This is a genomic window from Vibrio zhanjiangensis, assembly GCF_030161235.1.
GTDB lineage: Bacteria > Pseudomonadota > Gammaproteobacteria > Enterobacterales > Vibrionaceae > Vibrio > Vibrio zhanjiangensis.
Genome location: NZ_BSPW01000021.1, coordinates 286,509 through 302,153 on the forward strand (window position 1 = coordinate 286,509; position 15,645 = coordinate 302,153).

Annotated in this window: 15 protein-coding genes; 9 read left to right on the forward strand and 6 right to left on the reverse strand. The window is 44.7% G+C overall.

Annotated features, from left to right (window positions below; genetic code table 11):
* Positions 1-277 precede the first annotated feature (277 nt).
* The 3 genes from QQK21_RS06260 to QQK21_RS06270 all read right to left on the reverse strand — a co-directional run bounded on the left by QQK21_RS06260 (position 278) and on the right by QQK21_RS06270 (position 3,043).
* On the reverse strand, positions 278-1,552 hold the full coding sequence (locus tag QQK21_RS06260) for an outer membrane protein transport protein (RefSeq protein ID WP_284191338.1): 1,275 nt from the start codon (positions 1,550-1,552) through the stop codon (positions 278-280).
* A gap of 263 nt (positions 1,553-1,815) precedes the next feature.
* The gene (locus QQK21_RS06265; RefSeq protein WP_284191339.1) at positions 1,816-2,544 is read right to left on the reverse strand and encodes a DUF3379 domain-containing protein; all 729 of its coding nucleotides are present in this window, start codon (positions 2,542-2,544) and stop codon (positions 1,816-1,818) included.
* On the reverse strand, positions 2,537-3,043 hold the full coding sequence (locus QQK21_RS06270) for a sigma-70 family RNA polymerase sigma factor (RefSeq protein ID WP_431313101.1): 507 nt from the start codon (positions 3,041-3,043) through the stop codon (positions 2,537-2,539). Before QQK21_RS06270 ends, QQK21_RS06265 begins: the two co-directional genes overlap by 8 nt.
* 543 nt (positions 3,044-3,586) lie before the next feature.
* Between QQK21_RS06270 and fadI the strand changes: the two genes are divergently transcribed.
* The 3 genes from fadI to QQK21_RS06285 all read left to right on the forward strand — a co-directional run bounded on the left by fadI (position 3,587) and on the right by QQK21_RS06285 (position 7,661).
* Positions 3,587-4,894 carry an acetyl-CoA C-acyltransferase FadI gene (fadI, locus tag QQK21_RS06275; protein WP_284191341.1) on the forward strand — a complete coding sequence of 436 codons (1,308 nt, stop codon included), beginning with the start codon at positions 3,587-3,589 and terminating at the stop codon, positions 4,892-4,894.
* Positions 4,894-7,017, forward strand: coding sequence for a fatty acid oxidation complex subunit alpha FadJ (fadJ, locus tag QQK21_RS06280; RefSeq protein ID WP_284191342.1), 2,124 nt, complete (start codon positions 4,894-4,896; stop codon positions 7,015-7,017). The genes fadI and fadJ overlap by 1 nt, the downstream gene beginning before the upstream one ends.
* 95 nt (positions 7,018-7,112) lie before the next feature.
* On the forward strand, positions 7,113-7,661 hold the full coding sequence (locus QQK21_RS06285; RefSeq protein WP_284191343.1) for an NAD(P)H nitroreductase: 549 nt from the start codon (positions 7,113-7,115) through the stop codon (positions 7,659-7,661).
* 70 nt (positions 7,662-7,731) lie between these two features.
* Here QQK21_RS06285 and QQK21_RS06290 read toward each other — a convergent pair whose 3' ends face one another.
* Positions 7,732-8,607 carry a LysR family transcriptional regulator gene (locus tag QQK21_RS06290; protein WP_284191344.1) on the reverse strand — a complete coding sequence of 292 codons (876 nt, stop codon included), beginning with the start codon at positions 8,605-8,607 and terminating at the stop codon, positions 7,732-7,734.
* Between the two features lie 246 nt (positions 8,608-8,853).
* Here QQK21_RS06290 and QQK21_RS06295 point away from each other — a divergent pair, with 246 nt between their 5' ends.
* The 6 genes from QQK21_RS06295 to recR all read left to right on the forward strand — a co-directional run bounded on the left by QQK21_RS06295 (position 8,854) and on the right by recR (position 14,438).
* Complete coding sequence (locus QQK21_RS06295; protein ID WP_284191345.1) at positions 8,854-9,954, forward strand: response regulator; 1,101 nt, start codon at positions 8,854-8,856, stop codon at positions 9,952-9,954.
* A 294-nt stretch (positions 9,955-10,248) separates the two neighbouring features.
* On the forward strand, positions 10,249-10,653 hold the full coding sequence (locus QQK21_RS06300; RefSeq protein ID WP_284191359.1) for a YbaN family protein: 405 nt from the start codon (positions 10,249-10,251) through the stop codon (positions 10,651-10,653).
* Between the two features lie 154 nt (positions 10,654-10,807).
* Positions 10,808-11,353 (forward strand): adenine phosphoribosyltransferase, encoded by a 546-nt coding sequence (gene apt, locus QQK21_RS06305; RefSeq protein ID WP_284191346.1) that lies wholly within the window; start codon positions 10,808-10,810, stop codon positions 11,351-11,353.
* A 12-nt stretch (positions 11,354-11,365) separates the two neighbouring features.
* Positions 11,366-13,420, forward strand: a complete 2,055-nt coding sequence (dnaX, locus tag QQK21_RS06310) for a DNA polymerase III subunit gamma/tau (RefSeq protein ID WP_284191347.1) — start codon at positions 11,366-11,368, stop codon at positions 13,418-13,420.
* A 74-nt stretch (positions 13,421-13,494) separates the two neighbouring features.
* Complete coding sequence (locus tag QQK21_RS06315; protein WP_284191348.1) at positions 13,495-13,824, forward strand: YbaB/EbfC family nucleoid-associated protein; 330 nt, start codon at positions 13,495-13,497, stop codon at positions 13,822-13,824.
* Positions 13,825-13,838: 14 nt separating this feature from the next.
* Positions 13,839-14,438, forward strand: coding sequence for a recombination mediator RecR (recR, locus tag QQK21_RS06320; protein ID WP_284191349.1), 600 nt, complete (start codon positions 13,839-13,841; stop codon positions 14,436-14,438).
* A 416-nt stretch (positions 14,439-14,854) separates the two neighbouring features.
* Here recR and QQK21_RS06325 read toward each other — a convergent pair whose 3' ends face one another.
* Together QQK21_RS06325 and QQK21_RS06330 are read right to left on the reverse strand one after the other, a co-directional pair.
* Positions 14,855-15,469, reverse strand: coding sequence for an imm11 family protein (locus QQK21_RS06325; RefSeq protein WP_284191350.1), 615 nt, complete (start codon positions 15,467-15,469; stop codon positions 14,855-14,857).
* A partial coding sequence (locus QQK21_RS06330) for a hypothetical protein (RefSeq protein WP_284191351.1) occupies positions 15,466-15,645 on the reverse strand: 180 nt, incomplete at its 5' end. The genes QQK21_RS06330 and QQK21_RS06325, both read right to left, overlap by 4 nt.

Here is a 15,645-nt window from a genome sequence, read left to right on the forward strand (position 1 = left end):
TAATCATAAATGTCAGACGATGATAGAATTAGAGTTAATACTTTAAAAACAAAAAGCACCTTAGCAGATATTTTTGAGATGAAATATCGCCTCCAAGATGAATTTCCATATAAATCACTGATTAACATGTATATTCTACCTTAACTCGGCGAACACGCGTTATATGAAAAGGCGATTTGGCAGCACAACTGTAGGCTGAAAATCATAATATGGAATGTAGAAGGTGATAAAAAAGGGCCAATCCAAATGGCCCTTTGTGAGGTTTCGCTTAAGCGGCTTAGAAGCTGCGGCTATATTGTAGGCCGACTAAGATAGCATCAGCTCGAGTTGTCGCCGTTACTCCTGTTGTTACTAATCCCCCTGGTAATGAAGTCGATTCACTAACAGCGACATCATCCCCCATAAGGTAAGTAAAGCCAAAATCAATATTGGATTTTTGATCTATATGGTAGGTAAAGCCTGTTGAGAACCATTGGCGATCGGAATCGGGCACCGAAATGGACGTTCGGCTATCCTGTGCGCTGGTGTCATACATATAGCCAGCACGTAGTGTCCAATCACTATTTAGATAATAGGTACCACCGATGGCATAGTGCCAGCCATCCTGCCAGTCATATTGTTTGTCATAGCTTGAGCCTAATGCTGAACCTTGAAGGTTACGGAATTCGATCTTATCAAATGCGCTCCAGCCGATATATTGAATGCTGTAGTGGACAGCGAACTGCGTATCTTTGATTTTATGAAAACCAGAGAATTCAGCCATGTCTGGCAATGGAAGTGTGATTTCTTGATTTTTATCGTCTTCAGCCGTTATTTCTGGGCTGTAGCGATATGAGAAGCCAAAACGATTACTTTCATCGAGTTCATAGACCGTACCAACATTTAGTCCAACAGCCCAGCCTGTTGCACTATCTACATTGACTAAACTAGTTCCTGAGGCTACCGCTCCTCCAGTGGCCGTCGCCAGTGTTGAGCCAGTGGAGCGTTTCATCGTACCCTTACCGTAGATCAGATCTAAACCGAGGCCAAAACTCCACTTTTCATCTAAGCGATAAGAGCCAGAAAGACCAAAATTAAGACTTTGAACATCTGTAAGGCCACCATATTCAGTAGCAACGTAGTTATCATCAAACTCAGTCTTGGTACCAAAGTTTGAGTATACGTTTGCCCCCCATGCAAACTTATCATTAACAGGCACGATGACATGTAGATTTGGTGCTACTGATGTGTCTCCAATATCGTTTGCGTCGGGTACTGAAGTGCTAAAAGCATTTACTGAGTATGTCGCATTTTTAACTTCAATTTTTGAAGTTATACTTTCGAATCCTAGCGATAATTCAGTTTTATCAAACAATGCCATAGCCGCGGGGTTACGGGCCATCACTGACGCATTATCGGCAATTACGGCGTCACCCGCAAAGGCACGGCCAAGTCCTGTGGCCGATTGAGCATTCAACTGAAAGCCGGCAGCGAGAGCTTGCTGCGAAGCCAGAGTGGTGCTGGCAATGGTCACGGCCAAAAGTGATTTCTTAAACAGACGTGTTCTATTCATTGTACTTTTCCTTTTTCTTCGCCTCTCGCGGACGTCGTATTTGAGTAATGACTCAATTGTTGGCAAATCCTAGAACCCAGTATAAAAGATAGAAATCCGACCATTGCCGAGTTGGTGTGTAAAATTGCAGAAATGAAAGCCATTTGGCAGGAATTATGAGTAAAAACAAACTTTTTAGAGTTTAAGCTCTATTTTTTGGCTAAAAAAATGGCTCAAGCCTCTTGCTTAAGCCATGATACAGTTCACAAAATGTTAAAATTTGGTTAACTCATAGGTTTGATGATGTTTGCTATATTTTCAGCGATCTTGGCTACATTTTCACCTTCCTCACCGACAAGGATCAAACTGGCATTACCCATTGGTTCGACAATACCCGCCATGCCTTGCTGTACAAAATCCACCGCTTGTTTGGTTGGCATGCTGGTGAGAAATAAGGTCACTTTGCCTTTTTCGCCTTGAAATACCATGTGCAAAGCATTCTCACTGCCAAAACCGCAGTGGTTGAGGTAATACACATGGTAAGGAAAGTGAGTACCAAGCTTATGATCAAACGGCATCATTTTGGCGCTGATTTGCGAAGAGGGCACATTTTCATCAATACGCCCGACAAAGGGCTTTTCATCCATGACATGTTTAATGGCAATATCGGCTATGCTGGCCTGTGCAGGCGGCACCAATATATTGCCCCAGTTGACCTGTCCAACCAATAGGCCAAACACAAAGGCAACAGATGCTGCCGTGGCCATGGCGCGTCTCGCAAAAGAGGGTCTGACAACATTGTACTCAGAGTATGAAGTTTGATTAAACAGGATGCGATCAACCAGATCCTCGGGGACATCAACGGCCATTGCTTTGGCTATATGAGCATCAAGTTCTAACGCATCTTCGGCAAATTTGCTGTTGGCGTTATCGGCTTTTATGGCGTCAACGATTTCGCTGCTCCGCTCTTTAGGGTCAGACATTATACGACGACGGAATTCTAACTCATCCATTTTGCTGTCCTCGATGACGGTTTTCAGTATCTAACATGTCTTTCAGTTGGTTCCTTGCTCTAAAAAGACGCGTCATCACTGTATTCTTATTTAGACCAAGGATCTCACCGATCTCTTCGCCGCTGAACCCTCCGACAACCTGCAAAAAGAGCGGTTCACGGTATTCATCTTCCAATTTCATGATTTGTGCCTGCACCCATTGAGTCTGGTGGTGAGACGAATCACTGACTTTGGCATCATTGGTATGATCGTCAATATCAACCAGATCAAACTGTTTCCTCTCAAAGCGGCGTGCATTTTCGCGTCTTAATATGGTGATTAACCATGCTTTTGCCGCTTTTTCATCTTGCAAACTGTCTAAGGACTTCCAAGCCCGCAGACAAGTTTCTTGGACAAGATCTTCTGCTACAGATTGGTCTTTGCACAGCCAATAGGCGTAGCGGTATAGGTCTCTATGATAGGCTCTAACGAGCGCTTCATACTTTCTTTGTCTGTCCATATCCGAGTTGACCGGAGGACTCGACTTTTTCTTTCCAAAAAAATTGATAACGGGCACATGAGCCTCCAATTTTGCTCTACGGTTTGGTCATACACCTAAGGTTTAGGTTTTAGAAGAGTATGATTTACTGAGTTTTTAATCAAACATTCTCTGGACTTATCAGACCAGAGCAATATTACGCCAAATTCTATGACTAAAAAATCGACGCAAAATTGATCTATTTCAACATTCAATATTACCCACAGATTATAGTAGTCCCTGTCATCTGGTTAGCCTTTTGGCTGGCATGTTGAGCAAGGTGGCATTTCCTTTTGAAGGCTGACTTTACTTTCTCCTAATCAGGACACTGAGTATTTTCGATTGACGTAAGTTAATTGTTTTGTTTTCTAACCACACAATTTCGTGTGGTTTTTTTTTATCTTCTTGCCTATGTAAGCCCTGCTTTTCCACTCTAAATCACGTTTAATTAAACAAGCGTTTGATTCGTTTAACATTCTGATTACAATGTTTCTGGTCTGACCTCTATTTTGTAAAGGAGAAATAATGGGCAAGCAGGAAGTGAAAACGCGCTCAGGTGAGCGTATTGCGGTGGTGGCTGGTTTACGCACGCCGTTTGCACGTCAAAGCACGGAATTTAGTCAGGTACCCGCCGTTGATCTTGGAAAAATGGTGGTGAGTGAACTGATGGCTCGTACTGAAATCGATCCTAAATTGATTGACCAAGTTGTTTTTGGTCAGGTTGTTCAAATGCCTGAAGCGCCAAATATTGCGCGAGAAATTGTACTTGGTACTGGCATGAGCATTCACACCGATGCTTACAGTGTCACCCGAGCTTGTGCAACCAGTTTTCAATCTGCGGTCAATGTGGCTGAGAGCATTATGGCGGGCACAATTGATATCGGTATCGCTGGTGGTGCTGACTCATCTTCTGTTTTACCCATAGGGGTATCGAAGAAACTGGCTGCAAATCTTCTTGCCTTAAGCAAAACCAAAACCATGGGGCAAAAACTCAAACTGCTTAAAAATCTTTCATTTAGAGACCTGATGCCAGTTCCTCCGGCTGTGGCAGAATATTCAACGGGCCTTTCCATGGGACAAACTGCAGAGCAGATGGCGAAGTCTCATGGTATCACTCGTCAAGAGCAGGATGCGCTTGCCCATCGCTCTCACTCGTTGGCGTCTCAGGCGTGGAAAGACGGCAAGATAGAAGGTGAGGTGATGACGGCATTTCCTGAACCTTATAATCAGTGGATCTCGCAAGACAACAATGTCCGCCATGATTCTACTTTAGAGGGCTATGCGAAGCTGCGCCCAGCGTTTGATCGCCAATACGGCAGTGTAACGGCAGCAAACAGTACGCCACTTACTGATGGTGCGGCTGCCATTATGCTGATGCGCGAGGGTAAAGCGAAAGAATTAGGCCTTAATGTTATGGGCTACATTCGTTCTTACGCTTTTTCGGCCATTGGGGTTGAAATGGACATGTTAATGGGCCCGTCGTATTCGACGCCGATAGCCTTAGATAGAGCAGGTATAACACTGTCTGATCTGACCTTGATTGATATGCATGAAGCGTTTGCAGCTCAGACTTTATCGAACGTCAAAATGTTTGCTTCAGATAAATTTGCTCAGCAACAGCTAGGCCGAGCAAAAGCGATTGGTGAGATTGATATGGATAAGTTCAATGTGCTCGGTGGCTCGATTGCTTATGGACACCCATTCGCTGCCACGGGCGCGCGTATGATTACCCAAACATTAAGAGAACTCAAGCGTCGAGGTGGTGGTTTAGCGTTGAATACGGCCTGTGCCGCAGGTGGTCTGGGTGCAGCTATGGTTTTGGAGGTTGAGTAATGAGTGAACAAAAAGCATTTGCGCTAAACGTCGATGAACAAAATATTGCTTGGCTTTCGATTGATGTTCCGGGTGAAAGGATGAATACCTTGCAAGCGGCTTTCGCCGAGGAGATGCAAGTTATATTTGCTCAATTGAAAGAAAACATCTCAACCATTAAAGGCTTAATCGTCCACTCACTCAAGCCGGATAACTTTATCGCTGGCGCCGATGTGAGGATGCTTGATGCGTGCAACAGTGCGTCGCAAGCGAAAGATTTAGCGACGCAAGGGCAAAAGATGTTTCAGCAGCTGTCTGATTTGCCTTTTCCTGTGGTTGCCGCTATTCATGGGCCTTGTCTAGGGGGAGGATTGGAGCTGGCTTTAGCGTGTGATTACCGCGTATGTACCTCTTCAGATAAGACCCGTCTGGGGTTGCCTGAGGTACAACTTGGCTTGCTCCCCGGTTCTGGTGGAACGCAGCGTTTACCTCGTTTGATCGGCCTACTTCCTTCGCTTGATATTATTTTAACAGGTAAGCAGTTGAGAGCGGCAAAGGCGAAAAAGTTGGGAATTGTTGATGCTGTGGTGCCAGAGAGTATCTTATTGCAAGTCGCCAAAAGTTTTGTCGATGCTAACACAGGAAAATCTCAAGCTAAACGTAAGGTTTCTGCCAAAGAAAAGCTCATTTCTAACACAAGTTTGGGACGAAAAGTGATTTTCGAACAAGCGGCGAAGAAAACCCATGACAAAACACGTGGTAACTACCCAGCAGCAGAGGCCATTTTGGATGTGATGCGTTATGGTTTAGAAAAAGGCTTCGAACAAGGCCAGAAAAAAGAAGCTGAACGCTTTGGCGAGCTAGTGATGACGCCAGAATCTAAAGCATTGCGATCCATTTTCTTTGCCACAACGGAGATGAAAAAAGAAAAGGGCTCAGATGCAGAGCCAAATGACATTACTATGGCCGCTGTACTAGGCGGTGGGTTGATGGGCGCAGGAATTAGCCACGTGACGGCGTCAAAAGCGAAAGTGCCCGTGAGAATAAAAGATGTCTCCAATGACGGGGTACTGAATGCGTTAAAGTACAATTACAAATTATTTGATAAACAGCGTAAACGCCGTATTTTATCGACAGCGCAGCTCCAAGCACACATGCAGAAATTGTCCGGTGGCGTAGATTTCACGCGCTTCAATCACACGGATATTGTTGTAGAGGCCGTGTTTGAGGATTTGTCTTTAAAACAACAAATGGTCGCGGATATTGAGGCGAATGCCAAAGAAAACACCATATTTGCAACCAATACATCGTCATTGCCGATTCACAAAATTGCTGAAAAAGCCAAGCGTCCGGAAAAAGTGATTGGGCTGCATTATTTCAGCCCAGTGGAAAAAATGCCCTTGGTGGAAATCATTCCCCATCAAGGCACTTCTGACGAAACCATTTCGACAGTGGTTGAGTTTGCTCGCAAACAAGGTAAAACGCCCATTGTTGTCAAAGATTGTGCGGGTTTTTATGTTAATCGCATTCTTGCCCCCTACATGAATGAAGCAGCTCAGGTATTGATGTCAGGTGAACCGATTGAGCATTTGGACAAAGCGCTACTCAATTTTGGCTTCCCTGTTGGACCTATCACCTTGCTTGACGAAGTGGGTATTGATATTGGCGCCAAAATTATGCCTATCCTAGTCGGTGAACTGGGTGAGCGATTTAGAGGGCCTGATGTGTTTGATACTTTGCTCGATGATAATCGCAAAGGGCGAAAGAGTGGCAAAGGCTTCTATACCTACAAAGGCAAGAAAAAAGAGGTGGATAAGTCGGTCTACAAACTCTTGAGCCTTACTCCTGATGCTAAATCAGCCGAGAAAGATATCGCACTGCGCTGCGTACTACCTATGTTAAATGAAGCGGTACGATGCCTTGAAGAGGGGATTATCCGTAGTCCAAGAGATGGGGATATTGGTGCCATTTTCGGCATTGGCTTCCCCCCATTTTTGGGTGGCCCTTTCCGATATATGGACCAGCTTGGTTTAGAAAAAGTGATAGAACTTATGAATAACCATGCCCAGAAATACGGCGAGCGTTTTGCCCCGTGCGATGGGTTATTAACACGTGCTGGTTTGAATAAGCCATTTTACGAATAATGTTTGATGGCTGAAAAGAGGCGAACGGTAGAGTTCGCCTTTTTTGTGACCTGAGGTTATTATCGGTTCCAACTAAAACTTACTAGGAATGTCAAATGGATGCTCTAGATTTGCTGCTCAATCGCCGCTCTATTGCCAAGCTATCTCACCCTGCGCCAGAAGGACAGGCACTTGAAAATATCGTTAGAGCGGGACTGAGAGCCCCAGACCATGCGGGTTTAACGCCTTGGCGTTTTGTTATTGCTCAAGGAGAAGGCCTGAGTAAACTTTCTGATATTTTAGTCGCGGCGGCACAAGCAGAAAACAGTGATGAAAGTGTGTTGAAAAAGCTGAAAAATGCCCCGTTTCGTGCGCCTATGGTGATTACTGTTATTGCGAAAGTCACTCCTCATGAAAAGGTGCCTGCGCTTGAGCAATATTTGTCGGCTGGGTGTGCAGTACAAGCGATGCAAATGGCTGCAGTAGCGCAAGGTTTTCAAGGTTTTTGGCGCTCAGGGGAATGGATGTTTCACCAAAGTGTTCACCGAGCATTTGGTTTAGAAGGCGACGATGAAATAGTCGGCTTTCTTTATCTAGGGACTTCTGAATGTACACCAGCAAAAGTACCAGAGCGAGACTTAAGTAAGTTTGTCGAGTACATGTAATACAGGCCCCAAAGCGAGACAATAAGCTTTGGGGCTAGGCATCAATCGACAAGTAACGTATTGGCTACGTTCACTTTGTTTTGTATGCAATAACAAAGTCTATGAGTAAACGGACTTTTTCAGGCAGATGATCCTTGTGGTTATACAGCATGTAAATATCGCGAGGGTTGGCGCTCCATTCTTCCAAAACGCGGATTAGGCTGCCATCTTCTATATGTTCTTTGAGCATAACATCGGGCATCAGTGTGATTCCCAAACCATCTGAGCATGCACTACGAACCACATCGAGCGCATTGGCTTGAAATCGTCCTATATCATTATTGATAACCGTTTCACCGCTACTGTTGGTGAGCTGCCACTTCAATAAGGGGGCACCTTTTAAAAGAGAGTGATTTTGTAAATCTTCGGCATGTGTGGGTAATTGGTGTTTAGCTAGGTAATTGGGGCTCGCCACCAAAATATCTTCTACCGAGCCTATTTTTCTGGCAATTAGGCTTGAGTCTCGTTGTGGACCAACACGGAAAATCACATCCCACTCTGTGGGGTCCAGTTGATCGGCATGATTGCTGGTGGTCAATTCAAGGTTGATGTCAGGATAGTGAGTCATAAACGCACCAAATATTGGCATCATCATCCGTTTGGTGAGGTTGGAGGGGGCAGAGACTTTAATTTTACCCGCCGCACCTCGGCATTCATCCGAGATTTCTTCTGCAGCCTGTGTTAGTCGATTGAGCAGAGGTGAGCATTCATTATAGAAACGTTCTCCCGCTTCTGTAAGCGAGAGTTTACGCGCATGACGGTTGAGCAGTCTGAGGTTAAGAGCTTCTTCCAACGCTTGTATGCGCCGAGTGATTGTTGCTACGGGAATCATAGTTTTGCGAGAAGTCGCAGTATAACTTCCGTTTTCAACAACAAGCCTGAATAGGTTGAGATCGTCTAATTTCATTATTTCCGACACATTTTTGCGAATTGGGTTAACTTATACATATATCAGATGCCAAAGTTTGAGTATTATCAATGAAGTTCAATATTTTGGGCTCTAGCTACATATAGTATTCAACATGGGTGAAAAGTGGAAGATTTGTATAAATACACTTTCAGAGCTACTTTTAAATGAGTGTTTGAAACTATATACAATTACAAAAAATATTACTAACAGTTGTACGTTCATAGTTGTGTGAGGCCAAGGTTTATGCATAAGACTTACGAAGTGGCGACAACGCCCTCGACCCAGCTGGCTACTGGGTCAAAGCTCATCATGATAGTTGATGACGATCCTGTTTTTCGCAAACTCACAAGTGGGTTTATTGAATCGCAGGGACATGAAGTTGTTGAAGCTGAAAATGGCCTCGATGGCCTCCAAAAGCTACGAGAATCTGAGCCTGACTTGATTCTGTGTGATCTGTCTATGCCGGTTCTTGATGGCATAGAATTTGTCGAAGAAGTTAGCCTTGAGTACCCATCAATGCCTTTGATCGTTGTTTCTGCAACTGATGAGATGGCTGATGTTGCGCAGGCGCTACGCTTTGGCATAAAGGATTTTCTTCCCAAACCCATTACAAATCCCGACCATTTGGCAAGCGCGATAGAAAACACGTTGGATGATTCTGATAATCATCTGTGTGATCAACGTGATTTCGCCAGTCAATGGTTCAGAATTGACAGTGGAGACATGCCAGAAGAGCAGGAACTGCACTGGCATTTAGAGTATTTGCAAGATAATCCTATTGCAGCGAAAGACTTGCTCCATGCACTGTTACCAGACAAAGACACTTCGCAAGGAGACTGGAAATGCAGCTATCGTCTGCTCCAGTCAACCGATGTGATGCCTCTAGTTTACGACTACGCTTGGCTGATGAATGGTCAATTCGCATTTTATATCGTTGACTCTGCATGCGAAGGTCAGCATGGTGCAGCGACAACCTTGTTGGTTCGTGCGCTATTCCATGACTATCTGCGCAATTTGAAAAACTTCAATGCGGATTTGAAAGACCTTGCGGATTTGCTTGAAAAAGGTATGGCCTGCGCAGAATGTGCAAGCCCGGTGAGGGCGCTGCTTGGTATCGCCAATGTGTCTGAAGGGACCTTGTCATTACTGCCGGCAGGCCTTGATGCACAATGGTCCAACGGCTATCTCTCTCAGCACATAGTCGCTGGAACGAAACTGGGTGAAAATTGCATCAAAAACTTTATCACGCCTGATTTGCCGATTAATACGGCGTGCCAACTCACATTGAGTTGTTTGGGATCAAGCAGTTTTAGCTTGGATATTTTCAGTGGTGGCAGTGCGTAGAGCATGAGAGATAATGCTTAATAACCCTATGTTTTCACGGTGTTTATCACCGTGATTTTGGGCTATATTCCGCCAGCACAAACATGTTTCAATACCTTAACTTAATAGTCACGGCGGGTTGTCGTACTTTCGTCACAAAAGAGATGTAACCTTATGGCAGATAAAGATTTTAAAGAACCATACAATATTCTTTACTTTTTGGGATTTATTGCGGCATTATTAATTCCTACTCTACCTGCGACCCTAACTTGGATTCGAGTGTTTAATGGATACGCGGGCTTTTAGTTCATTTAACTGGAGCGTATCATCAATATTCGAAGACTAGGTTTAAATGTTGCTGGAAGCCTAAGTTTGGTTTTGGGGTTTCTGGGGATATTTTTGCCCTTGCTTCCGACCACCCCGTTTATTCTTCTCGCTAGTGCCTGTTTTATGCGGAGTAGCCCAAGGTTTCATCGTTGGTTACATGAGCACAACACCTTTGGCCCTATTTTGGACAATTGGCATCAACATCGCGCCATCACGAGCAAAATCAAAATTCGTGGTGCACTTTGCATGGTTGCGAGTTTCTCCTTCTCCATTTGGATTGTTTCACAGGTTTGGTTGAAAGCTGCCTTGATGGTGATGCTGATGACCTTACTGACTTGGTTTATTCGCTTACCCGTGGTGGATAGCCTTGCTGATAAGCAAGAAAATCACTAAGATTGCATAAATGTTGCCTACCATATGAGTGGGTGTGTATGGGATGTGGCGCAGGTCGTTTAGCGGACTGTAAAAGTGCAGCAACACCCTCGTTGATACCTTGTTGATGCGTTTGATACGCACAGTAAGATTGAGTCAATCTAAGAAACGAATTATGACAACTGAAACAATTTCACAGATCAAGTCCAGCATTAAAAGCATACCTGATTACCCTAAGCCGGGTATTTTATTTCGAGATGTGACGAGCTTGATGGAGAATGCGAGTGCTTATAAAGCGACAATCCAAGTCCTAGCCGATAAGTACAAAGATATGGGCTTTACTAAAGTTGTGGGCACAGAAGCACGAGGCTTTTTGTTCGGTGCGCCATTAGCATTAGAGTTGGGTATTGGATTTATTCCCGTACGCAAACCCGGTAAATTGCCTCGTCAAACCATTGCTCAGTCCTATCAGCTAGAGTACGGTACGGACACGCTTGAAATTCACACAGACGCGATATCACAAGGCGATAAGGTATTGGTGGTCGATGATCTGCTCGCGACTGGGGGAACCATAGAAGCGACAGCCCAACTTATTCGTCAATTGGGCGGTGAGGTTGAGCATGCTGCTTTTGTGATTAACCTTCCAGATATCGGAGGAGAGCAGCGTCTCGAAAAGCTGGGGCTCAAAGTCTACAGTATTTGTGAATTTGATGGTTATTGATTGGATACAGTTATGAGTTATCTTGCTCTAGCTCGAAAATGGCGGCCTACGCAATTTGATCAAGTTGTCGGACAAAGGCATGTGCTGACAGCGCTCGAAAACGCGCTCGCTCAAAACAGACTTCATCATGCTTATCTATTTAGCGGTACTCGTGGGGTCGGCAAGACCACCATAGGTCGATTGTTCGCCAAGGGTCTAAATTGTGAAACAGGCATAACAGCCACACCGTGTGGTTGCTGTGATACTTGTAAGGAAATCGATCAAGGGCGTTTTGTTGATTTGTTAGAAATTGATGCAGCGTCTAGGACTAAGGTCGAGGATACCAGAGAACTGCTGGATAACGTCCAGTACAAGCCAGCCCGAGGGCGCTTTAAAGTTTATCTCATCGATGAAGTGCATATGCTCTCAAGACATAGCTTTAATGCCTTGCTTAAAACTTTGGAAGAGCCGCCTGAGTATGTGAAGTTCCTTCTTGCGACAACCGATCCACAAAAGTTGCCTGTCACCATATTATCGCGTTGTTTGCAGTTTCACTTAAAGCCTATCAGTGTTGATAATATCCATCAGCAACTCGATTATATTCTACAGCAAGAGAAGGTTACCTCTCAGCCCCGAGCTTTGGGCATGATTGCCCATGCCGCTGACGGAAGTATGCGTGATGCGTTAAGCTTGACCGATCAGGCCATCGCTTTGGGTAATGGCCAAGTTCTTACAGACAGTGTTTCTCACATGCTTGGGACCTTGGATACCGTTCAAGCGCTGCATTTGCTTGAAGCCGTGAGTGCCAAGCAGCCTCAAGTGGCGATGGACTGTCTAATTGGGCTTGCTCAAAACGGCGTTGATTGGGATGGCTTACTCTCTCAGCTTTCTGCTCAGCTGCACCGCCTTGCTATGTATCAAGCTTTGCCTGAGACGCTTGATAAATCGTTACCCGATGCGGAAAAAGTGGTGCTACTCAGCCGAGCTCTTTCACCGCAGGACATCCAGCTGTACTACCAAATTGCGCTGAAAGGTCGACAAGACTTACCTTTTTCTCCTTCTGAGCAAATTGGTGTAGAAATGGTGGTATTGAGGATGATGGCATTTCGCCCCGTCGCGCAGCCTCAAGCGAATGTGATTACCCATCAGGTGATTCAGTCAGAGCCAACGCCCTCAACGCATATGCCGCAAGCTTCTATTCAGAGTGCATCGATGCCAGAAGTTCAGCGTGCACCACAGCCAACTGTGCCTGAACAGCCATCTGCATCTGAACAACTACCACAAATGGACATGGAGCCTGCTCAGGCTCAAATGCCAGAGACTCCAGAGCAACAAGCCAATGCTCAAGTGCAGGAGCAAGCTCAATCACCAGTCTCTCCTGTAAGAGGCCTAAGACACCAGCTTCGTTCTCAACGCACTGGGAAGAGTCAGGCTAGTACGCCAAAAAAGACTAATGCGACATCTGCTCAACCCTCATCGGTTCTCGATCGCGTTGCACAGCGAAATATGGGAACTATGCAGGTGTCGCCAGTGTCCAACTCAGCGGATGTGGCAACACCCGAAGTGGATAACAATGAGCCCTATCAATGGCGGCCTACGTTACCGCAAGAAGTGAAGGTGAAGCGCAATGATACGCTGACGCCAACTCAAATTAAGCAAGCCTTGCAGCATGAAAAGACGCCAGAAATGGCGAAAAAGCTCACTCAAGAGTGCTTGCAGCAGAGTCAGTGGGCACGTTTGATCGAACAACTTGATGTATCGAAAATGACCCAGCAGCTTGCGCTGAATTCGCATTATGAGCAGCAAGAGAAGGTTATTATACTCACGCTCAGACATGAGCAGGCACATCTTGATACTGAGCGAGCTCGCAATGAACTAGTGTCAGCACTTAATAGTTTGTTGGGAGAACCAAGTGAACTGATTGTAAATATCGGTCAGCAAGGGGAAACGCCCCTTGAGCTCAGAGAAAAACTCTATCAGGAAAAACTACAACAGGCTTTTTCTAGCCTTGAAAGTGATAAAAATGTTCAGTTTATTGAACAAAGATTTGGTGCTGAACTTGATAGTGAGAGTGTCAGACCAATTTGACCATATGGGGTTGAAAAAGGCCACTTTCACCTCAATCTAATAACAAAATTAGCGAGACAACCAGAGAGAAGAACATGTTTGGTAAAGGCGGAATGGGTAACCTAATGAAGCAAGCCCAGCAAATGCAAGAGCGTATGCAAAAGCTTCAAGAAGAAATTGCTAATATGGAAGTGACCGGCGAGTCTGGAGCTGGCTTGGTAAAAGTAACCATTACAGGTAGTCACAGCGTTCGTAGAGTTGAGATCGATGAAAGCTTGATGGAAGATGACAAAGAAATGCTCGAAGACTTGATTGCTGCTGCATTTAATGATGCGTCACGCCGCGTTGAAGAAACACAAAAAGAAAAAATGGAATCAGTGACTGGGGGGATGCAACTTCCACCTGGCATGAAAATGCCTTTCTAACAAAGGGCTAGCGAATGCGCACCAGTCATATGCTGGAGCAATTGATGGAGGCCTTACGTTGTCTGCCTGGGGTTGGCCCCAAGTCAGCGCAGCGTATGGCCTTTCATTTGTTACAGCGCGATAGAAAAGGCGGCTTACAGTTGGCGGACTCACTCAGCCAAGCCATGACAGAGATAGGTCATTGCAATGAGTGCCGTACTTTTACAGAACAAGACGCTTGTCATATTTGCACGAATCCTAAACGCCAGGAGAATGGTCAAATTTGCGTGGTTGAGAGCCCCGCGGATATTGCTGCGGTTGAATCAACCGGGCAATATTCAGGGCGATACTTTGTTTTGATGGGGCATCTATCCCCGTTAGATGGGATTGGCCCAAGTGATATTGGCCTTGACATGCTTGATTACCGGCTACGTCGAGGGGATGTGACAGAGGTGATTTTAGCCACTAACCCAACCGTTGAGGGAGAGGCGACCGCTCACTATATTGCTGAGCTTTGCCGCGAGCATAATGTTGAGGCCAGCCGAATTGCACACGGTGTGCCTGTCGGAGGTGAGCTTGAGCTTGTTGATGGCACCACGCTTTCTCATTCATTACTCGGCCGGCAAAAACTATAGTCGCTAGATAGCGTCACTCGGTTGAGTGAATGCCGTTTGGATAAGCACTGTCTATCATCCCAAAATGGGGCAGTGCTAGGACAAAAAGGACCTAAGGTGAAAACCTTGGGTCCTTTTTATTTGGGGAAAAGAGAGTGCATGTACTGTCGCATTTGTTTAAGTTTCAGAGGTAGAGTGCCATGCCAGTCAGCACACTTGTGCCCCCATTTTTAGCCAAATGTCGATATGGGGCGAAGATCATCAGGTAAGTTTGATATAGAAAAACTAATAGTTAGTCAAAAGTAAGTACAGTCCCTTACAACCCCTTAGACCCATAGGTTGAAGGAGGTAATATAAAAGCCATCATTATCGATCCATGTGAAACAAAGTACCTTGAAGCTTTATATACTGCATGTATATGACTCGTAGCCTGCAATTTAGTATTGTTCTCCTTCAGAAAAGTCGGAAACTTTGATGAAACGAACGCCAGAAAAATTTTTACGGACAATAACATCGACCACCTTCTTATGAAAAAATAGATAACTTTTAGAGCAATTAGCGATTTTGAAGATCAAACGATCGCTTTCTGCGATTTTCCCCAGCACATTTTTATCTAGAGAAAATTTCTTAACTTCTAAGAGGTCGTCATCGTCGTCATCAAAATCGAAAGTTTCAATGACAGAATTGTCTCGGTCAAGACAATCAAGTTCTTTATAGAACCCCAAATACCAGTAGCATTCATGCCACACATCATCATCATCAATATATACTGAAGGATAAATTTGCATTCCATCAATGTTATAATTGCCTAAATTTGACTTAACTTCATCACTGATTAACAAGCCTGACGAATCAACGAACAAGTCTGTTAAAGGCCATCTATTTTTATCTTCATTCTTAAAGCCATTCAAGAAGAACAAAGGCAGCCCTCCGAAGGCTAACTGCTTGAAATGGTATTTTCGATGAGAGGTTTTTAAATCGGGCTTAATATAAATTTGATCATCACCGCTAGGGCGAAAAGCAATATAATATTCGTCATTAAAATTTTTCATTGACCTATCCTCAACGTGTATCCTAGCTTTGGTATGTTATCAAAGTGCACCCGAGATACATTACACTTTTCATCTGAGTGTGCTCTAACTGACTTTGCATTTCCACACCCAATCTTGTCATTACTGAGGGATCTTGACGGGATAAATACCATTCGACTCTGTCGTATCCTTACATT